General features: G+C 35.9%; 23 protein-coding genes. 15 read left to right on the top strand and 8 right to left on the bottom strand.

Annotated features, from left to right (window positions below; translation table 11 throughout):
* The first annotated feature begins 17 nt into the window (after positions 1-17).
* From cdr to BR72_RS10905, 10 genes are all read left to right on the top strand, one after another.
* The gene (cdr, locus tag BR72_RS10955) at positions 18-1,682 is read left to right on the top strand and encodes a CoA-disulfide reductase (RefSeq protein ID WP_035432945.1); all 1,665 of its coding nucleotides are present in this window, start codon (positions 18-20) and stop codon (positions 1,680-1,682) included.
* Between the two features lie 145 nt (positions 1,683-1,827).
* Entirely contained in the window at positions 1,828-2,091 is a 264-nt protein-coding gene (locus BR72_RS10950; RefSeq protein WP_035432943.1) for a metal-sensitive transcriptional regulator, read from the top strand.
* 175 nt (positions 2,092-2,266) lie between these two features.
* Positions 2,267-2,494 (top strand): sulfurtransferase TusA family protein, encoded by a 228-nt coding sequence (locus BR72_RS10945; RefSeq protein WP_035432941.1) that lies wholly within the window; start codon positions 2,267-2,269, stop codon positions 2,492-2,494.
* A 13-nt stretch (positions 2,495-2,507) separates the two neighbouring features.
* Complete coding sequence (locus BR72_RS10940; RefSeq protein WP_035432939.1) at positions 2,508-2,876, top strand: rhodanese-like domain-containing protein; 369 nt, start codon at positions 2,508-2,510, stop codon at positions 2,874-2,876.
* 15 nt (positions 2,877-2,891) lie between these two features.
* A complete protein-coding gene (locus BR72_RS10935) occupies positions 2,892-3,188 on the top strand; it encodes a rhodanese-like domain-containing protein (RefSeq protein WP_035432938.1) in 297 nt (98 codons plus the stop codon).
* Between the two features lie 173 nt (positions 3,189-3,361).
* Positions 3,362-3,841 (top strand): DsrE/DsrF/DrsH-like family protein, encoded by a 480-nt coding sequence (locus BR72_RS10930; RefSeq protein ID WP_035432936.1) that lies wholly within the window; start codon positions 3,362-3,364, stop codon positions 3,839-3,841.
* A gap of 562 nt (positions 3,842-4,403) precedes the next feature.
* Positions 4,404-5,495 (top strand): ABC transporter ATP-binding protein, encoded by a 1,092-nt coding sequence (locus tag BR72_RS10920; protein ID WP_035432932.1) that lies wholly within the window; start codon positions 4,404-4,406, stop codon positions 5,493-5,495.
* Positions 5,492-6,424, top strand: a complete 933-nt coding sequence (locus BR72_RS10915; RefSeq protein ID WP_035432930.1) for a carbohydrate ABC transporter permease — start codon at positions 5,492-5,494, stop codon at positions 6,422-6,424. Before BR72_RS10920 ends, BR72_RS10915 begins: the two co-directional genes overlap by 4 nt.
* A complete protein-coding gene (locus tag BR72_RS10910; protein ID WP_035432929.1) occupies positions 6,421-7,239 on the top strand; it encodes a carbohydrate ABC transporter permease in 819 nt (272 codons plus the stop codon). Before BR72_RS10915 ends, BR72_RS10910 begins: the two co-directional genes overlap by 4 nt.
* Positions 7,240-7,281: 42 nt before the next feature.
* On the top strand, positions 7,282-8,667 hold the full coding sequence (locus tag BR72_RS10905) for an ABC transporter substrate-binding protein (RefSeq protein ID WP_035432927.1): 1,386 nt from the start codon (positions 7,282-7,284) through the stop codon (positions 8,665-8,667).
* Between the two features lie 180 nt (positions 8,668-8,847).
* Here the strand turns inward: BR72_RS10905 and BR72_RS10900 are convergent, their stop codons facing one another.
* The 4 genes from BR72_RS10900 to BR72_RS10885 form a co-directional block, all read right to left on the bottom strand.
* A complete protein-coding gene (locus BR72_RS10900) occupies positions 8,848-10,020 on the bottom strand; it encodes an LCP family protein (protein ID WP_035432924.1) in 1,173 nt (390 codons plus the stop codon).
* A gap of 191 nt (positions 10,021-10,211) precedes the next feature.
* Positions 10,212-11,393 (bottom strand): ABC transporter permease, encoded by a 1,182-nt coding sequence (locus BR72_RS10895; RefSeq protein ID WP_035432922.1) that lies wholly within the window; start codon positions 11,391-11,393, stop codon positions 10,212-10,214.
* A gap of 2 nt (positions 11,394-11,395) precedes the next feature.
* The gene (locus tag BR72_RS10890) at positions 11,396-12,070 is read right to left on the bottom strand and encodes an ABC transporter ATP-binding protein (protein WP_035432920.1); all 675 of its coding nucleotides are present in this window, start codon (positions 12,068-12,070) and stop codon (positions 11,396-11,398) included.
* Positions 12,067-13,167 (bottom strand): efflux RND transporter periplasmic adaptor subunit, encoded by a 1,101-nt coding sequence (locus tag BR72_RS10885; protein WP_035432918.1) that lies wholly within the window; start codon positions 13,165-13,167, stop codon positions 12,067-12,069. The genes BR72_RS10890 and BR72_RS10885 overlap by 4 nt, the downstream gene beginning before the upstream one ends.
* Before the next feature lie 545 nt (positions 13,168-13,712).
* On the opposite strand from BR72_RS10885, the gene BR72_RS10880 reads away from it, so the two are divergent.
* The 3 genes from BR72_RS10880 (at position 13,713) to BR72_RS27085 (ending at position 16,195) form a co-directional block, all read left to right on the top strand.
* Positions 13,713-14,627: an ABC transporter permease subunit gene (locus BR72_RS10880; protein ID WP_035433053.1), complete on the top strand. Its 915-nt coding sequence runs from the start codon at positions 13,713-13,715 to the stop codon at positions 14,625-14,627.
* A 1-nt stretch (position 14,628) separates the two neighbouring features.
* A complete protein-coding gene (locus BR72_RS10875; protein WP_035432915.1) occupies positions 14,629-15,627 on the top strand; it encodes an ABC transporter permease subunit in 999 nt (332 codons plus the stop codon).
* Positions 15,628-16,015: 388 nt separating this feature from the next.
* Positions 16,016-16,195, top strand: coding sequence for a hypothetical protein (locus BR72_RS27085; protein ID WP_081904861.1), 180 nt, complete (start codon positions 16,016-16,018; stop codon positions 16,193-16,195).
* Between the two features lie 207 nt (positions 16,196-16,402).
* On the opposite strand, the gene brnQ2 is transcribed toward BR72_RS27085, so the two are convergent.
* On the bottom strand, positions 16,403-17,722 hold the full coding sequence (gene brnQ2, locus BR72_RS10870) for a branched-chain amino acid transport system II carrier protein BrnQ2 (RefSeq protein ID WP_035432913.1): 1,320 nt from the start codon (positions 17,720-17,722) through the stop codon (positions 16,403-16,405).
* A gap of 398 nt (positions 17,723-18,120) precedes the next feature.
* Here brnQ2 and BR72_RS10865 point away from each other — a divergent pair, with 398 nt between their 5' ends.
* Positions 18,121-18,366, top strand: a complete 246-nt coding sequence (locus BR72_RS10865; RefSeq protein ID WP_035432909.1) for a hypothetical protein — start codon at positions 18,121-18,123, stop codon at positions 18,364-18,366.
* Between the two features lie 166 nt (positions 18,367-18,532).
* On the opposite strand, the gene cotJC is transcribed toward BR72_RS10865, so the two are convergent.
* The 3 genes from cotJC to BR72_RS10850 all read right to left on the bottom strand — a co-directional run bounded on the left by cotJC (position 18,533) and on the right by BR72_RS10850 (position 19,979).
* Positions 18,533-19,102, bottom strand: a complete 570-nt coding sequence (cotJC, locus tag BR72_RS10860; protein ID WP_035432907.1) for a spore coat protein CotJC — start codon at positions 19,100-19,102, stop codon at positions 18,533-18,535.
* A 117-nt stretch (positions 19,103-19,219) separates the two neighbouring features.
* Complete coding sequence (locus BR72_RS10855; protein WP_035432906.1) at positions 19,220-19,483, bottom strand: spore coat protein CotJB; 264 nt, start codon at positions 19,481-19,483, stop codon at positions 19,220-19,222.
* A 280-nt stretch (positions 19,484-19,763) separates the two neighbouring features.
* On the bottom strand, positions 19,764-19,979 hold the full coding sequence (locus BR72_RS10850; RefSeq protein ID WP_035432905.1) for a spore coat associated protein CotJA: 216 nt from the start codon (positions 19,977-19,979) through the stop codon (positions 19,764-19,766).
* A gap of 105 nt (positions 19,980-20,084) precedes the next feature.
* Here BR72_RS10850 and BR72_RS10845 point away from each other — a divergent pair, with 105 nt between their 5' ends.
* Positions 20,085-20,483 (top strand): VOC family protein, encoded by a 399-nt coding sequence (locus BR72_RS10845; RefSeq protein ID WP_035432904.1) that lies wholly within the window; start codon positions 20,085-20,087, stop codon positions 20,481-20,483.
* Positions 20,484-20,491: the final 8 nt, after the last annotated feature.

Raw genomic sequence — 20,491 nt, 5'->3', positions numbered from 1 at the left:
GTAAGGAGGAGAAAAGAATGAGTAGAAAAATTGTTGTAGTGGGCGGAGTTGCTGGCGGAGCATCAGTTGCAGCGCGTCTGCGTCGTTTAAGTGAAGATGATGAGATTGTTATGTTTGAGCGCGGAGAGTATATTTCGTTTGCAAACTGCGGACTGCCATATTATATTGGCGGAGTGATTCAAGAAAGACAAAAGTTGTTAGTGCAAACAGTAGAAAAAATGTCCAAGCGCTTTAACTTAGATATTCGCATTTTAAGCGAAGTAATCAAAATTAATAAAGAAGAAAAAACAGTTGTGGTGAAAGATGTAGTTACCAATAAAACGTACGAAGAGTCTTATGATGTTTTAATTCTTTCACCAGGTTCTAAGCCGATGGTTCCACCAATTCCAGGAATTGACGAAGCGAAAGCATTATTTACATTACGAAATGTACCGGATACAGATCGTATAAAAGGATATATTGATGAACATAAACCGCGCCGTGCGACTGTCATTGGCGGAGGCTTTATCGGCGTTGAAATGGCTGAGAACTTGAGAGAAAGAGGCCTTGATGTAACGCTTGTGGAAATGAACAATCAAGTCATGCCGCCGATTGATTATGAAATGGCAGCATACGTACATGAGCATATGACAAAACATGGCGTTCAGCTCATTTTAGAAGATGGGGTAGAGGCTTTTGAAGAAGACGGAGCAGTTATTCGTCTGAAAAGCGGTACGAAAATTCATACAGATATGATCATTCTTTCTATCGGTGTAGAGCCTGAAAGCAGCTTGGCAAAAGAGGCAGGATTGGAACTAGGCGTTCGAAATACGATTAAAGTAAATGAAACGCTGCAAACTTTTGACCCATCTATTTATGCGATTGGAGATGCGATTGAAGTAAAAGATTTTGTCACGGAAACAGAAACAATGATTCCACTTGCAGCGCCGGCAAATCGTCAAGGTCGTCTATTAGCGGATATTATTCATGGCCATGCCGATTCTATATATAAAGGAACGATGGGGACATCCATTGCAAAAGTATTTGAATTAACAGTAGCTTCAACAGGGGTGAATGAAAAAGTATTACAACGTTTAGATTTGCCCTATGAGGTAGTTCACGTACAAGCGAATTCTCATGCTGGCTATTATCCAAATGCGTATCCGGTTTTACTAAAGCTTATCTTTAACAAGGAATCAGGAGAAATTTACGGAGCGCAAGCTGTAGGCCGTACTGGTGTAGACAAACGAATCGATGTCATTGCAACTGCAATGAAAGGAAAATTGAAGGTAATGGACTTACCTGATTTAGAATTATCATACGCTCCGCCGTATTCTTCTGCTAAAGACCCTGTAAATATGGTGGGGTATGCAGCAAGCAATATTATTGAGGGACTTGTTGATATCGTGCAATGGCATGAAATTGATGACATCGTAGAAAAAGGCGGATATTTAATTGATGTTCGTGAACCGAACGAATTAAAACAAGGCATTATTAAAGGATCTGTAAATATTCCATTAGATGAATTGCGTGATCGATTACACGAGATTCCAACAGATCAGGAAATTTATATTACGTGTCAACTCGGCATGAGAGGGTATGTAGCGGCACGTATTTTAATGGAAAACGGGTATGAAGTAAAGAATGTTGATGGTGGTTTTAAGTTGTATGGGACAGCTTTACCAAACCGCGTTGCGCATTAATATGAATAACGTCCTGTCAATTTTGATAGGACGTTATTACAAAAAATAAAAAAAGGGTTTACAACATACCCTGTAGGGTATAATATGCATGTATAGGGTTTTTGCTTTAACATAAAACAAGTGAAAGTATGGAGGTGTTCATACATTGGAATACGGTCAAGATATGAAAAATCGTTTGAAGCGAATTGAAGGACAAATTCGCGGTGTCCTTCGCATGATGGAAGAGGGAAAAGATTGTAAAGAAGTGATTACACAATTGACTGCATCACGCTCTGCAATGGATCGTACGATTGGATTAATTGTCGGAACGAATTTAGAGAAATGCCTTCGCGAGCAATTTGAAAAAGGCGATACATCTAATGAAGATGTCATTAAAGAGGCTGTACAACTACTTGTAAAAAGCAGATAATCTGTCAATTTTTTTGGCAGATTTTAAAAACGATTTCATTATACCCGTACAGGTATATGTATAGAGAGATAACCGCTATCAAATACACGAATAAAGTGAAACTTCCGTCAGTGGGGGTCTTACTGCCCGTTAATGCGGGATAAAATTATGAAACATACTACTGGAGGTATATAAAATGGATATCAAACAAGTATTAGATGTAAAAGGATTAGCATGTCCAATGCCAATCGTAAGAATAAAAAAAGCGATGGATGCTTTGCAAACTGGAGAAGTGCTAGAAGTTCATGTAACAGATAAAGGTGCGATTAAAGATATTCCAGCATGGTCACAAAAAGGTGGACATGAAGTATTACAACATGTTGAAGAAGATGAAGTTTTGAAGTTTTGGATTCAAAAAGCGTAACAACAAGGAGGGTATGGATATGAATGTAGTATTGAATAGTGTGTTGATTGCATTGATTTCCTTGTTTATTATTTCTCGTTTGTTACCTGTTAAGGGAGTAAAAAATATAAGCGGAAAAGAACTAAAAGATGAGCTTAAGAAAAAGAATAAGCAATTGATTGATGTGCGTACACCAGGGGAATTTAGAGGCAATCACATTCAAGGTTTTCGAAATATGCCATTAAATGAACTTGTACAAAAAGCAACTAGCTTAGATAAAAACAAAGAAGTAATCGTCATTTGTCAAAGTGGAATGAGAAGTAAACAAGCAGCAAAAATTTTAAAGAAAATGGGATTTAAACAAATTATAAATGTTTCAGGAGGTATGAACGCTTGGAGTTAAGGAGGATGTAGGAAAATGAAAGAAATGACTGCGAAAGAATTAGAACATAAATTAATGAATCATGAAGTGGTAAACATTATTGACGTACGTGAGGTAGAAGAAGTTGCGGAAGGGAAAATTCCAGAAGCACTTCATATCCCGCTTGGCTTATTAGAATTTCGTATGCATGAGTTAGATAAACAGAAAGAATACGTAATTGTATGTCTTTCTGGCGGAAGAAGCTCGCGAGCAGCTCAATTTTTAGAAAGCTATGGTTTCCAAGTAATTAATATGAACGGCGGTATGTTAGCTTGGGAAGGGAAAACAGAGTAACTGTTAAATAGATGAACAAAAGATACAAAGTCCTTTCATTTGCGAAAGGACTTTGTACGGATTTTTAGGTTACCTATACGGGTATGTGTAGTGAAATATGTCGAGAATCGCCGATATATTGGTGGACACATAGCTTCTTTGTGTAAAAATTTCCGGAAGTAGGAGGAGGCAGCATGGAACAAAAGAAAACAACAACAATTGTATTATTTAGCGGAGATTATGATAAAGCGATGGCAGCGTATATTATCGCAAATGGTGCAGCAGCGTACGATCAAGAAGTAACGATTTTCCATACATTTTGGGGGTTGAATGCGCTTCGTAAAGATGAGCCGATAAAAGCAAAGAAAAATTTCTTAGAGAAAATGTTTGGAAAGATGATGCCTCGCGGTGCAGATAAGATGGGGTTATCGAAAATGAATTTTGCAGGTATGGGACCGAAAATGATTAAGAGTGTGATGAAAAAACATAATGTAATGCCATTGCCAGATTTAATCGATATGGCGAAAGAACAAGGTGTAAAACTTGTCGCGTGCCAAATGACAGTGGACTTATTAGGACTAAAAGAAGAAGAAATTATGGGAAATGCCGAATTTGCAGGAGTTGCAGCGTATTTAGCAGATGCGTCTGAAGGAAACGTGAACTTGTTTATTTAAATTCAATTCCTTTTAAACTTTTAATAAGTATTGGTGTGGCATAGGGGGAAGAATGAACATAAGCCTGCCTTTATTGCTGTTGCAAGTTTACTTGTTTTGTCAATTGGAGCGAATGTCGGGAAAAAATGTGGATGAATATGATGTTGTCTTATACCCATTTTACTTTTGGAGAAGAATTTTCGTTCGCGGAATTTCTTCTCCAAAAGCTTTTTTTGTGAAGAGGAAATTTCAATAATTACAGATTGCTCTTGAATAGTAAAATATTTACTTTAATTTCACACATGATTAAAAATCCCTTAATAATTAAAGGTTATAGTAAAAATATAAAAAGGAAACAAACCTCGATTAAAAAGTAATATTTGTGAGAATGTATGGATAGAGATAATTTACGAACACCTGCTTGCATAGAATAGTGCCATTCACAATCAATAAGAGATCATAAAAGTTGTCTATGTATTGTGTGTGAATGACGGTCTATATATGCAAGTAGGTGTTATTTGTTTTTGTAAAAATAGACTGATTTTTCATTCTTTTATATTTGGAAATAAGAGGGGATTATATCATGATTACTTTGCGAAACGTATGTAAAACATATGAAAACTCAACTCAAAAAGCAGTACAAGATGTTTCTGTTCAGATTCAAAAAGGAGAGTTTTTCGTTTTAGTAGGACCTTCAGGATGTGGGAAGAGTACATTACTTCGAATGATTGCTGGGTTAGAGAATATTTCATCAGGACATCTTTTAATTGATGAAGTTGTTTCAAATGATTTGCAACCGAAAGATCGTCACTTATCAATGGTATTTCAAAACTATGCGTTATATCCGCATCTTACGGTAGAAGAAAATATTTTATTTGGCTTAAAGGTACGAAAAATAGAGAAAATGGAACAGAAAAAACGTTTAATGGAAGCTACTGAATTAGTTGGATTAACTCCATATATAAAGGCGAAGCCGAGAGAACTTTCAGGAGGACAGCGTCAGCGTGTAGCACTTGCACGGGCAATTGTCAGTCAAGCACCGATCTGTCTTATGGATGAACCGTTATCTAACCTTGACGCAAAACTGAGGGCGCAAATGCGCATGGAAATTCGAGATATTCAACAGCGTCTTGGCATTACAATGATTTATGTAACACATGATCAAATTGAAGCGATGACAATGGGAGATCGTATGATGGTATTAGATAAGGGAGAAATCCAACAAGTAGGGACACCGCTTGATATATATAACAAGCCAGAAAATGAATTTGTTGCTACTTTTATTGGTTCTCCGTCTATGAATGTTGCTAATTGTCAAATTGATACGACGCAAAATTCTGCTCATGTAGGATCTTTACGTATTCCGCTTACAGATTCGTTAGTTAGTCAATTGCAACATACAGATGTACGTATCGGTATAAGGCCAGAATATATTCGTATTGGCGAGCAGGGACAGCCTGTTATTGTACAATCTGTTGAAGTATTAGGTAATGAATCAATTGTTAATTTTCTAGTAGACAATAACATGTGGAGTGCTAAGGTGACTGGACAATTGAAGTGTAAACGAGATGAAATTGTACATGTACAGTTTCAAGTAGATAAGCTACACTTCTTTGAACAATCTACATTAGAATTCTTATTATTACATAGTGAGCAAGGGGTGGCTATAACATGATCGATGTGCCGAAACCTTTAACAAAGCAGCAAAGTGTAAGAAAACGGAATGTATGGAACCGGGCATCGGATTTACGTATAGCTTGTATATTTTTGGCTCCATCACTTATTTTATTTTCGGTATTTTTGTTTTATCCGTTGATTAAAACGTTATTTTATAGCTTTCATTTAACGAACGCCCAAGGTGAAGCAAGTGTCTTTGTAGGTCTAGAAAACTATCAATATTTATTAACAGATCCTTCTTTTTATCAAAGTATAAAATCGACGTGTTTATTTACTTTATATACTGTTCCTGCTAGCATATGTATTTCTTTATTTCTAGCATTGCTAGCGAATGAAAAGTTACGAGGGATTGGGATTTTTCGTGTGCTTTTTTCTTCCACAATGGGAATTTCCGTGGCTGCGAGTGCGGTGATTTGGTTGTTTTTATTTCATCCAAGTGTTGGTGTGTTTAATAATATACTAGGCATTCTTCATCTACCTACAATTGAATGGCTAACCAGTCAAAAGTGGGCATTAATCTCGGTATCTATTCCAACGATTTGGATGAATATTGGTTTTTCATTTTTAGTAATTCTAGGAGGGTTGCAAAATATTGATACGACACTTTATGAAAGTGCATCAATTGACGGTGCATCTTATTTTTATAGACTTCGTAAAGTGACATTGCCGATGTTATCGCCAACTTTATTTTTTATAGCAACTGTTACGCTAATCAATGCAGTTCAAAGCTTTGGGCAAATCGATATTTTAACAAAGGGTGGCCCAAACAATGCAACGAATTTAATTGTTTATTCAATTTATAAGGAAGCCTTTGTGAATTACCAGTTTGGTACAGCAAGCGCTCAAGCTATCGTGTTGTTTATTTTTATCTTTATTGCAACAATACTTCAGTTTAAATTTGCGGAAAGAAAGGTGCATTACCAATGAGTTATACATGGAGACGGAAAGTATTGTTATACATATTACTTTTACTTAGTGCAATACTTGTATTCTTTCCGGTGTTATATGCAGCTTCAATCGGATTTATGACACCTGATGATATCCAAATGCGTCATCTTTTTCCGACGAATTTCACTTTTAATAATTTTGTTCATATTTTTGATAAAGTACCATTGCTTTTATATTTGAGAAATAGTTTTATCGTTTCAACAACTGTTATGATTGGACAACTTATTGTATCTAGTTTAGCAGCATATGCGTTTGTGTTTTTACGATTTAAAGGAAGAAATGCAATCTTTTTCTTATTCATCTCAACGATGCTTATTCCATGGGAAGCAACAATGATTCCGAATTTCTTATTGGTTCAGCAATTTGGATGGACAAATACTTTGATGGGATTAACAGTACCATTTTTTGCAATGGCTTTTGGGATTTTCTTGTTAAGACAACATTTCCTCACAATTCCGCATGAACTTCGAGAAGCTTCATTAATTGAAGGTATTGGTCATTTTGGATTCCTTTTTAAAGTAGTAGTTCCGTATTGTAAAACGAGCTTTATTACGTTAGGGGTATACGGATTTTTAACAACTTGGAATATGTATTTGTGGCCACTTCTCGTAACGAATGATGCAACATCTCGTACAGTACAAATTGGGATTAAACAATTGCAAACACAAGAAGTAGCAAATGATTGGGGAGGTGTTATGGCTGGCATTACAATTGTGATTCTTCCAACATTGATATTGTTATTTTTAGGTCAAAAACAATTACAACAAGGATTGACAAAAGGTGCGATTAAATAATGTGTCATCTCCAATAAAAAATGAGAAAAGGTGGATAAAAACATGAAGTTAGTAAAAAAAGGTTCTTTATTACTTACAGCAGTGGCAATGGCAATGTCAGTAGCAGCATGTTCAAGTTCGCAAACTTCAGTTAAGGATTCTTCACAAGCAAAAGCTGAAACAGCACCTGTTGAAAAAAATGGAAATAAAGTTGTTGTACGTTTTTGGCATGCAATGAGCGGAGATTTGCAAAAGAAATTAGATGCACTCGCAGCAGAATATAATCAATCTCAAGATAAGTATGAAATTAAACCTGAATTTGAAGGCACATACGAGGAGTTATTAACAAAGTTTCGTAGTACGGCTACATCTAAGGACGTACCAGCAGTAGTACAATCTAGTGAAATTACAACGAAATATATGATTGATAGTAAAAAAATTACGCCTGTACACGAGTGGATAGACAAAGATAAGTATGATACATCGAAATTAGAAAAAGCCATTACAAACTACTATTCAGTAAATGGTAAAATGTATTCCATGCCATTTAACTCATCTACACCTGTATTAATCTATAATAAGGATGCGTTTAAGAAAGCAGGTTTAGATCCTGAAAAAGCACCTAGCACGTATTCGGAACTAGAAGAAGATGCCAAGAAATTGACAATAAAAGAGGGGAATACAACGAAGCAATACGGTTTCTCTATGTTAAACTATGGCTGGTTCTTTGAAGAATTATTGGCAACGCAAGGCGGCTTGTATGTAGATAATGAGAATGGCCGTAAAGGTTCTGCTAAAAAAGCAGTATTTAATAGTAAAGAAGGACAAAAAGTTTTCACAATGCTTAATAACTTAAATAAAAATGGGGAACTTGGAAAATACGGTAACGATTGGGATGGTATGCGTGCAGCATTTCAATCTGGACAAGTAGCAATGTATTTAGACTCTTCTGCTGGTGTTCGTAATATCATTGATACATCTAAATTTGATGTAGGTGTTGCATATATTCCTCATCCAGATGGCGTAGATTCAAAAGGTGTTGTAATTGGCGGGGCATCATTATGGATGACAAATATGGTTGGAAAGGAGACACAACAAGGCGCATGGGATTTCATGAAGTACTTAACTAAGCCAGATGTGCAAGCGAAATGGCATACACAAACAGGATATTTCGCTATTACACCATCGGCGTATAATGAACCATTAGTAAAAGAACAATATGAGAAATATCCACAGTTGAAAATAACAGTTAATCAACTTCAGTCTACAAAAGCATCACCAGCGACACAAGGAGCATTAATCAGTGTGTTTCCTGAATCACGTGATGCGGTTGTAAAATCACTAGAAGCAATGTATGGCGGGGCAGACGGTAAACAGGCGTTAGATGATGCAGCGAAAGCAACAGATCGTGCTATTGAAATTGCAAACAGAACAAACGGTAAAAAATAACACATATCGTAACGGGGGAAATTTATAAAATACGCAGAGACTATCTTGAAAGCTGAGATAGTCTTTTTATTTTTAAACGATTAAATGCTTGACTAGAGGCACCGGAAGGATGTATAAAATAGCGACATTTTATGTGATTATAAAAAATAAGCCCTATTTTCATAGGACTTATCCTTTACATTAATTTTCACTTGTTTCACTAGTTGCTGTATTCTTTTGTGCGGGTTGTTGTTTATCTTCTTGATTTTGTTTTTTATCTGGATCTTTATTTTTATCCGTATTCATATCTTTATCTTGTGAAACAGAATTTGCATCAGCAGGAAGCCCAAGATGTTCACGGAGTTGTTTTGTTATGTCAGCTATATTTTTTTGATCAGGCATGTAGTAATACGTATGTTTTGGAGCAGGGTTGGGTTTACAAATTTTATCTTCCGCCGACATATAGCAGTCTTCTCCAGCTAGTTGGAGTTTTCCAATTGAAGAATCTATACCATATTTGTAGAATGATAACATATCGTCAAATGAGAAGTTTGTTTTAAATTCTCCATTAATATCATCAATAATTTTTCCTACTTTTGTGATGGATCCAGCACTTGCTAGTTTTTTAACGATCGCTTCAATAACAATTTGTTGACGTTGACCGCGCATTGCATCGCTATCAATTTTACGCGTTCTTGCTAGTGCAAGAGATTGTTCTCCGTTTAGATGTTGAAACCCTTTTTCAAGATGAATTGCACCAGCTGTATCGTTACTATCTTGTTCTGTAAATGTAACAGGTACATCTAAGTCAATTCCTCCTAAATCGTCGACAATTTTTATGAAAGATTTAAAATTAAACCGCACAAAATAATCGACTGGAACGTTGAAGAGTTTTTCTACTGCGTCAATAGTAGATTGAGGCCCACTGTCTTTTCCGTTTTTTGCAACCCCGAGTGAATATGAGTTTGTAATTTTATCTTTTTTCTTCTCTACTGGAATGTATGTGTATGTATCACGCGGAATACTTACTAGTTTTACTGTTTTATTATCTTTATTAAACGTTGCAAGTAACAGTGCGTCTGGATGAAATGCACCAGAATACTCCTTTTCACGCCCTTGATTTTCATCAATTCCCATAATTAACACAGATACGTTATTGGAAACGGGTTTAACCGCTTGTTCGCGTAATTCAGACTTTTCACCACGTTCTAAATTCTGAGAGGCATTTTGAACAGCGGAAGAGGCCTTATTTACTAAAAACCAAGTGTAACCTCCACCGCAAATTAAAAACAAGACAATAATGAACATTGTAATTTTTAGCTTTTTATACCTTTTTTTATGCTTATTTTCACGTAAATCCGTTTTTTGATCCATTTTCTATGCTCCTTCATCAATAATGAGAGCGCATCCACTCCCTGCATCAATTAATTATAATTCTTTGTTGTAAAAAAGAATATTACAAGTTATTTACATTTTTAAAATTTTCTTTCTTTTCTAACGGTAAGTTAGTTTCCTTCTTTCATATTCTGTAGAAAAAAAGGTTGCCATATCTAGCAACCTTTTTACTATTCATATCGCAAGCACTCAATTGGGTCTAGTTTCGCTGCTTTGTTTGCAGGAAGTAAACCGAATGCAATACCGATTAACATGGACAGTCCAACTGAAATTAATCCTAATTTTATTGAGACAACGAGTGGCCATGCTGCAAATATTGATACGATCCAGGCAAAGAAGATACCGAGTACAAATCCGATCAAGCCACCTAGTGCTGTTAAAATACAAGATTCAATAAGAAATTGTGTTAATACTTTCCCACGCGTTGCACCAAGTGCCTTACGGACGCCGATTTCACGTGTACGCTCTGTAACGGATACAAGCATGATATTCATAACGCCGATACCACCAACTAATAGTGAAATAGCTGCAATACCACCGAATACACTTTTTAAAATACCTGTGAATTTATCAATTTCTTTTAGTACTTCTCGTGGATCTGGTACTTCGAATTTTCCAGTAGTTCCTTGTTTTTTTGCATTATTTAATGATTTTACAACTGCATCTTGTACAGTTTGCTTATCTTGATTAGGAGCAATTTTTACTGTGATACCATCATAGTTGTTTTTGCCAAATAAAACAGGCCAGTTTTCTGCGGAGATGATTCCTTCTTTAAATTCCGCACCACCTATCATTGATTTGATGGAATATACACCTACTACTTTATAAGGTGTACCTTTCACATCTACATATAAGTTTGGCTCCCATGACGAGAACAATTTATTGAATGCATCTTTATTTAATACAATTGTATGTTCTGGTTTATCCAAATTGGCAGCTGTTAAAAAGCGGCCATGTTCCAGTTGAAATTTAGAGGTATCATCAAAGTAATCTCCTTTAGCACCAATTACATCGATATCTAATTCTTTTTTTCCTGCATATATTTTCGCGTTGCTTCTAACATCAGGATAAACATCTTGAACACCAGGGATTTTTAAGACATTGTCATACATGCTTGCAGACACTTTACCGTCCATATCTGCAACTTCTTCTGTTTTATAGTTTACTTGAAACTGATCTTTCTTTTCTTTCCCGATTTGTTCACGGAATTTCGCATTGGTTCCATCACCAATAGAGATAATGGTAATAATCGCACTAACCCCAATAATAATTCCAAGCATTGTTAAAATCGAACGCATTTTATGAGCGAAGATGGAGGAAAGGGCCATACGTATATTTTCATTTAAGTTCAAACTCAACCTCTCCAATCTTGGACGATCTTTCCGTCACGAATTACAATTTGGCGCGCTGCCGCTTCCCCAATTTCTCGGTCATGGGTGATTATAATAATGGTAGAGCCTTGTTTATTTAATTCGTAAAAGAGATCCATAATTTGTGTACTTGTTTTCGTATCAAGGGCACCAGTCGGTTCATCGGCTAAAATGAATTTTGGGTTATTCACAATCGCACGGGCGACAGCGACACGTTGTTTTTGTCCACCTGATAATTCATTCGGTAAGTGAGTTGCTCGGTCCGCAAGCCCTACTTTTGCTAATGCAGCTAACGCAAGCTCGCGTCGCTCTTTTTTATCTACGCCAGCATAGATGAGCGGTAGTTCGACATTTTGCATCGCATTGAGGCGAGGGAGCAACATGAAGTTTTGGAATACAAATCCAATTTCCTTATTGCGAATGTGCGCCAGTTCTGTTTCAGACATGTTTGAAATATTTTGCCCAGCTAATGTATATGTGCCCGCTGTCGGTCTGTCTAAGCAACCGATGATATTCATTAATGTTGATTTCCCGGAACCAGATGGTCCCATAATAGAAGTAAATTCACCTTGATTTAGTGTTACATTAATACCATGTAGTACTTGAACAACTTCTTCTCCGTTTTGAAAAGACTTCGTGATGCCTTTTAGTTCAATCATTTAATGTTAACCTCCATACCATCTTGTAAATCTTTTTCTGGTTTTGAGATCACTTGCTCACCTGTTTTTAATCCGGCAATTTTTGCTTCGCTATCTGTTTCAAATTCAATGGTAATGGCTTGTTCTTTTGCCTTTCCATCTTTTACAACGAATACGACGTTTTTATCACCCTTTTTCACGATACTGCTTTTCGGAACAACGGTACCGTTTGCTTCACCAGATTTTGCCGTTACATAAACATGGAAGCCTGGTTGTAGGTCATCATTATTATCTAATGTAATAACGAAAGGATAGTTAGAAACTGTTTTGTTTTCATCCATATTCTTTACTGGCGTTGTTCCAATTTCTGTTACTTTTCCTGTCCATGTTTTTCCAGGTACTGTTTTGGATGTAACAGAAATCTCTTGACCAATTTTCATTTGAGAAAGTTCATATTCAGATAGCTGACCTTTTACTTTTAATGCCCCAGCATTGCGAATAGTAATACCGCTTATAGCTGCTTTTTCTTCTGTACCTTTGTTAATGTCTTCGATTGTGCCATCTACAGGGCTTGTTACTGATAGTGTATCTTCTTTTTCTTGAGTATTTTGGATCATTTGCTTCGCTTTTTCGACTTCGAACTTTTTCGTTTCAAGCTGCGTTTCATGTGCTTGCACTTCTTGTTCAGCAGCCTTTAGCATTTCACCCGCAGCACCAGCTTGTTTTGCTGTTTGTAGCTTTTGTTTTGCTGAGTCCAATTGCTTTTGAATGAGTGTAACTTCTTTCTCAGCTAATTTCTTTTGCATTTCTGCTTCATTTTTTTCTAGTTTAATAGATGAATTGTTATATTTAAAAAGCAACTGTCCTTTTTTTACTTGATCGCCTTTTTTAACGGCAAGCTCATAGTTACCTTTTGTTGGATCAAATGAAATTGTTTCGATGCCGTTTGGAATGACTTCTCCGCTAAATTTTTGCGCATTTTCAATTTTCTTTTCTGTTACTTTATAACCGCTGTATGCCATAGCTGGTGTAGATCCGCCAGCCAGTGCAAAGTAAGAACCAGCACCAATTCCGATTGTCGCTAAACCGATGATTACTAATTTCGTTTTCTTTTTCATTCTATTTTCACCTTTTCGTGTCATTTTTGTCTCTGTAACTTCCAGTGTAAGGTAGATATTACATTCGGCAAATCGTTTTATCTTACAATAATATTACAATTTTGTAAGGTTAGGAATGAAATATATATAGAAAGTATAAAAAAACTCTTTTTTACTATAGAGTTGGCAGGAGGAACTGGCCGTGTATTGGAGCGATTAGGGCCTATTTTTGCCACATGCGAAGTTTTAAAACAGAGGTAGGGAACGGGAGCTGGGCATGTTTTGTTTTGCCTAGCAGTGATTTATATGTAAGTTGCAAATAACAATTAAAAACTCTTTTTTACTATAGGATGGGAGAGAGGAACTGGATGTGCGTAGAAGCAGTTAGTACCTCTTTTTTCGAGCGGGTTGTGTTGTCTTTTCGTAGCAGTGATGTATATGTTGAAAATAAAATTGTAATAGAGGGTTCCACATATAGAAACGTAATAAGAATAATTTACAGAAAGTATATACAATTCAAAAAATATTGTATAAAATGGGAGAAAAAGGATTGGGGTCAGGCGAATATGGCAAAGAGGGTATTTATACATAGTTCGGAAATCGTTGTGAAACTTTTCTTATCGATTGTCGGAATTATTTGTATAGGAGCGTTACCTGGTTTGTTTCAAGGGTTAAAAGTAGATTTTTATAGATACGTAGAAACGATTAAGATGGTATGCAATAATTTGTTGCATTTATCATCGATGAAGTATGCGGTAGCTACTAATGGTGCAATTGTAAGCAGAAATCCAGTCACAAAACCACTATTTCCACAACTATTTATCCACTATAAAGAAACGATGATTATTTTTTTAGCTGCCTTTTTTCTTTCACTTTTGATTGCTTTTTTCATTGTTTATATTGTTTTACGAAGTAATGCTAATGTTCAAAAGAAAATTAAATCATTTTTACTCTTTCTTGAATCTATTCCAGATATTCTTCTTATTATCGGTTCGCAGCTTTTCGTCATTTGGATTTTTAAACAAACAGGTTTGTTAGCTGTAAATATTTCAGGGGTAGGAGAGAAATCTATTCGAGGATTACCCATTATTTGTTTAAGTGTACCGACAACGATTATGTTTATAAAACTAGTATTACTGCGTTTTGAGACGGAACTTGAAAAAGATTATGTTCTATTTGCAAAGGCAAAAGGGCTAGACAAGCTTTATATTTTAAATCACCATGTTTTACGTAATGTGCTATTAAGTACGCTCTTTTTTGCAAAAACAAATATTTGGTTTATGTTATCCAATTTGTACATTATTGAATGGATGTTTAATACATATGGCATGTTTGTATTTGTAAGAATAGCTGCCGATGCGGATTTTGCGACAGGTATTCCTCTGTTTACAGTTAGTTTGCTGCTGCTGTATGTACCTATTTTTATTATCTTTAAGCTGTTTCATTATTTTGTTCCAAATGCGATGAAAGAGAGGCTATAAAATGTGGCAACATTTGAAACGTGATAAGCGCTTTTGGATTAGTAGTGGATTCATTATTATCATTCTTTTGTTAAGCATTGGAAATACCATTTTTAATGATGGACATATTCGGAGGGTGTCCATTCAGTATAATGAGGATGGAACACCAGAAGTACCCCCATTTTCACCTTCATTCCAGTTTTTACTTGGAACAGATGGAAAGGGATTTGATTTATTAAACTTAGTAATTGAAGGAGCAAAATGGACAATTGGAATTTCCATACTCATTGCATTGTTACGTATTGTATTTGGAGTTGGCTTCGGTGTTTTTCTCGGTATGTACGTAAAGAGAGGATTTCCCAAATTAGAAGCTTTTTTTGATAGCTTTACAATTATTCCAATGGTTATGATTGCAGCTTTTTCATTACGACATGCAATTACATTTGATAACGGCGAAGCAACGTCATCTTTTTTTGAACGAGCTTCGTTTGAAATTATTTTATTAACGGTGCTCGCAGTTCCGACCCTTTCTTTGTACGTTGCTAATGAAATTCGTAAGGTATTAACAGAAGAATTTATTGATGCTGCTAAAATTTTAGGAGGAAGTAAACAACACCTTCTTATAAAACACGTGTTTCCGCATTTGTACCCAACTTTCGTCATCGTATTTATGCAGCAGTTTGTCCAGACACTTGTTATTTTATTGCACCTTGGTTTATTAGATTTATTCTTTGGGGGAACAGTAAAGTTTTATGGAGGAGAGACCGGTTCTTTTACTCATGAATGGTCAGGATTAATTGGGGTATACTTCCGTTCTTTATCAGTGCATCCATGGATTCCGCTTGTACCGATTATCTGTTTTGGTTTAACGATTTTTTCAGGGAATATGATTGTGAAATGTATCCAGGATGCGGTGGCGAAAGCAAGATTAGTGGAGAAAGCAGAGCAGGAAGAGGGAGAAATGACACAATCTATAACACAAACGAAGGAAGAATTATTTGTATTTAAGCATACGATGTAAGGGCTTAAAAACGTTAAAAGCCTTAAAAGCTTTAAAACCCTCTTTTTTAGGTTGGCGAGAGGGACTGGCCGTGTGTAGGAGCGGTCAGGGGTTATTTTTGTCCCGTGCGAGGTTTTAAAACAGAGGTAGGGAACGGAGAGCATGACTTGTTTTGCATAGCGGTTCAAAGGGCCCCCTCTTTTTGTCAACATCCCTTAATAAGTGCTTTTTTAATAACATTTACATATAGAAGAATACACATTACTTATATTCTAATAACATGGTAATAGAGAGGTGAAGGAATATATTAGAAGGTTTTCTTGGATTTGAATTCAATCGTATCTTCGGTTAATATTAAAAAGTGAATGAATTACCATAAATTTCATTTTTTAGAATGATTAGGGATAAGATGTTAGTATTCTTGAGTGCAATTTTAATAGGTGTTATGGTTAGTTTAAGAGTGTATGCTTTCAGCATGATAGAACGCCAAGCAGAAGAAGAATTATATGTTTTTTGTTCAAAATGTAATAAGAGAATTAGAAGGGGAAACTCAGCGCCATATTGTTCAAAGTGTAATATATTTTTTTAGTAAAATATATTACACTTTGAATGAAAACTTTATGAATTCAAAAAATAAAAGCGCTCACTAAAAAACAACTTTTATTTGTAGAGTTAATTATATGGTTCACGCTCTCTCCTAGAGGGCGTGAATAGATAAATAAAGATATAAAAACAGAGAAAAGGGGGAGCGCAAAGCGCGTCCCCTTTTTTTAACAGCTATGGATTCCTAGTCTTTTCATTTTGTAGAAACTTCACCTTCAGTTTGTGTTTGCGGAATAAAGTAACCGACAATACCACCAATAATTGCTGGGACGATCCAGCCAATTCCTAGTTTGTAAAATGGAATTGCACTTGCAAGAGATGATATGGCAGATGGCATCATGCCGATGTTATCAAGGGCATGGATGCAACTTATAATAAAGGCTGCAATCATGGCGCCGACATATACACTCGGTTTTCTTTTTGTGTATTTATCAATAAACGATACGAAAATTAGGATGATTGTAATTGGATAAAGGATAATTAATACTGGTAGTGTCAGTTTAATTAATAAACTTAATCCTAAGTTAGAAACAACAAAGCTAAATATACAAACCCATAGTACAAGTTTTTTGTATGATACGTTTGTTAATACGTTTGAAAAGTAGTTTGCAAATGCACTGACAACGCCAATTGCTGTTGTTAAACAAGCGAAAATAATGGCCAGGCTTAGTAATATGTTACCGCTTGTCCCAAATAAATTGTACATAATCGTTGCTAATAGCTGACCACCGTTTTCAAATTGTCCAAGGTGACCGTTTGATGCACCGATATAACCTAATGCGAAATAAATGATTGTTAAAAAGAACGCTGCAATACTTCCGCATAAAATTGTATATTTCGTAATCGCTTTTTTATCATGTACGCCATTTTGACGAATCGCATTCACAACAATGCTAGATAATACAAGTGCTCCAATTGCATCTAATGTTAAAAAGCCTTCTAAAAACCCTTTGAAAAAGGGGATGTCTTTGTAGTCACCAACAGGAGTAGCGAATGAGCTTGTTGGTGAAAGAATCGCTTTTGTTGCCATTACCGCAATAATAACAAGTAAGATAGGTGTTAAAATTTTTCCGATGTGATCCACTAATTTGGAAGGGTTTAACGATAGGAAGTAGACAATCGTAAAGAAAATTCCTGTAAAGAGCAACATCGAATACCAGTGATTTTGGAAAAGCGGTGCAATTCCGATTTCATATGAAACAGATCCTGTGCGCGGGATAACGAAAAGCGGTCCAATAGAAAGGTAAATAATGATGGCTAAAACTGCTGCGAATTTTGGATGAACACGGCTCGCAAGTGTTTTGAAGCTGCCTCCTGCTAATGCAACTGCAACAATTGCTAATAGTGATAAACCGACATCTGTAATTACAAATCCTGCGATAGACACCCACATATTCTCTCCAGATGAAAGACCGAGTAGCGGCGGGAAAATCATATTACCAGCACCAAAGAAAATCGCAAATAGCAATAAGCTAATCGAGAGAATTTGGGATGGTTTTAAAGTTGTACGCATTCTATAAAAATCCTCCTAGATGGTTTTTGTCGAAAATTCAAATAATTTGTCGAATTGATGTTTTTATTTTAAAGGTGTGATGACTAGAAAGCAACATTTAATTTTTAAAAAATTATTAATTGATTTACTAAGTTGAATACTTATTTTGAGGAAGGAAGGATAACTATACAAAAAAGTGATATAAAACCTTTTTCTTTTTAGGGGGACAAGGGGAGAAAATAAGTGGGGATTACTTTAGTGTTTTACAAAGTAGTAATTTATATGTACATCAATCCTTCTATATCCATCTAAGAGGGAGTGCAGAATATCCATAAAATATTTACACGAAACTGTAGAGATATTTGTTAGTTTTTAAAATCAATTAATTGATTCTAAAATATGGGGGGAGAAGATTATGAATGAAATGGTTAGAGGAAAAACTTTTTGAAAAATGGATAGCAATACCAAGAGGAATTAGAATGATATCTTTATTTGTAATAGTATCGATTACTTTTTTTATAATGTTTTTTTTACCAGGTATAAAAGCAGTACAGGCATTATTAATTGATTTTAATAGCATAGATAAAGTTAGTTTAATTGTTGCAGTGGTTAGTTCTATCTTTATTTTAGTGATTTTAAAAAAGAGTTTTGCAGGAAAAAAATAAATTCATAAAAATTTTTGAGGTTACAAGGTGCTTTTAATCAAACTTTATTTGAAGCCAACATTGTATTTTTTTCTTTCCCATGTGGTGGTGAATTAAAGACGGAAATCTATTTCATGCGAATAGAAAAATGTAATGCACATACCGATTACAGTATGTGCATTACATTTTAAAAATAAATTTGCCTGTCTCGTTCTTCTTTTAATATTTCGACCGCTTCTCGAAAACGTTGGGAGTGAACAATTTCACGTTCTCGTAGAAAGCGTAGTCCATCGTTTATATCAGGATCGTCGGACATATTGATGAGCCATTGGTATGTTGCTCTTGCTTTTTCTTCTGCGGCGATGTCTTCATATAAGTCTGCAATTGGATCTCCTTTTGCTTGTATGTAGGTTGCTGTAAATGGAGCGCCTGCAGCATTGTGATAGAAAATGGCGCTATCGTGATCAGCGTAGTGAGCATCAAGGCCTGCAGCTATCATTTGGTCTGGGGTAGCGTCTTTTGTTAATTTATATACCATTGTCGCAATCATCTCAAGATGGGCAAACTCTTCCGTACCGATGTCTGTTAATAAACCAATCACTTTGTTGGGAATGGTGTAGCGTTGATTTAAGTAGCGCAGGGCAGCAGCTAACTCGCCATCAGCACCGCCGTATTGTTCAATTAAATATTTGGCGAGTGTTGGATTGCAAGTACTTACCTTTACAGGATATTGTAATTTTTTTTCATAGATCCACATATTTTCCCCACCTTTATCCCGCTATTTGTGGGCAGTAAGACTGCCCGTAAAAGCCCCATTGGTTCAACTAACCATCAGTGGGGGATGAAGAATCCCCCCACTGATGGAAGTTTCACTTTATATTTGCCATGGCCAAGGTCCTTTACTCCATTCCCAAGGGGCATTTGAATAACTATTACCGAACTGTTGAAGAGGTCCGTATTTTTCTTCAATTTGTTGTTTCATTAGTCTCCGTTTATAGGAAAAATCGTTAAATTGCTTAATGGATGTAACATCATCAGGATGGGTATCTAAATATAGAGTCAGTTCAACTAGTACAAAATCGAGTTCCTGCAATTCTTCCATCCATTTATAAAATTCATCAGGAAGTGGTTGCACCACGATGGTCTCACCGTCCTTTTTTATCCCGCATTAACGGGCAGTAATACTCCCACCTCAAAATTCAGCGAAAGCAAAGTCCAGCTCTAGCGGCTAGAATCTCCGGTCGTTTCGCCCCCTCGGACGAGGCCAAAAGCGCCTCTCTGTCGGGGGCTCCAACGTCCTACGATTCTGAACGAGCCGCTTCCGCTTTTCTTAAGAAGTTAGGTGGGAGATAAACTGCCCGTAAAAGCCCGATTGGTTCAACTAATAATCAGTGGGGGATGAAGAAAATCCCCACTGATTAAAGTTTCACTTTATAAGGATTTTCATAATAATCATATAAAGCAGGCCACAAGGTCCCTTTTTTTAATGCTTCACTCGGAGAAAATTGTGGTAAGTTTACTGGCTGAAATCCCATAAATAAATGAGGGGGAGTAAAATAGAATTTCTTTCCGATTGGTGGACAAGGGTCTTGTGGACTGTGATACGGTGTGTATGATCTCACTGATTTATCCAACCGATACACCTCCTTTAGAAAACATCGCTATTATGTATTGTATTCAAACATAATTATCGTTTATGACTCATATACAAAAACTAATAGGTGGAAAAGGAGGATAAGATGACACATTCTGTTGTGTTAGAGGTGAAAGATTTAAAGAAAACATTATATTTTTATGAAGGTATATTAGGTTTTCGGCCAAGTATAGAAAGGCCGCAATTAGATGTACCTGGAGTTTGGTATGATGCAGGGGAAATGCGGATTTGTTGTGTTCTGAATAGGGACAAAGAAGCTGCCCAGTGTGAACAATTTCTTCCGAAAATCGAAATAAATATACAGTCGCATGAAGTAGGGAATTTACTGAAAAAGTTAGATTACTATCAAGTCATGTATACAGAACTAGAAGATTATATAGAGAAGAAAAAAGTGATATCTGTATATGATCCTGACGGGTATATGATTCAATTGCAATCACAATATGAGAGTGAAGAGTCAATATCATACGCAAAAGGTATGTGAAAATAAGC

This window comes from Bacillus sp. UNC322MFChir4.1, assembly GCF_000746135.1.
Taxonomy (GTDB): Bacteria; Bacillota; Bacilli; order Bacillales; family Bacillaceae_G; genus Bacillus_A.
This window is presented reverse-complemented; position numbering and strand designations above follow the sequence as displayed.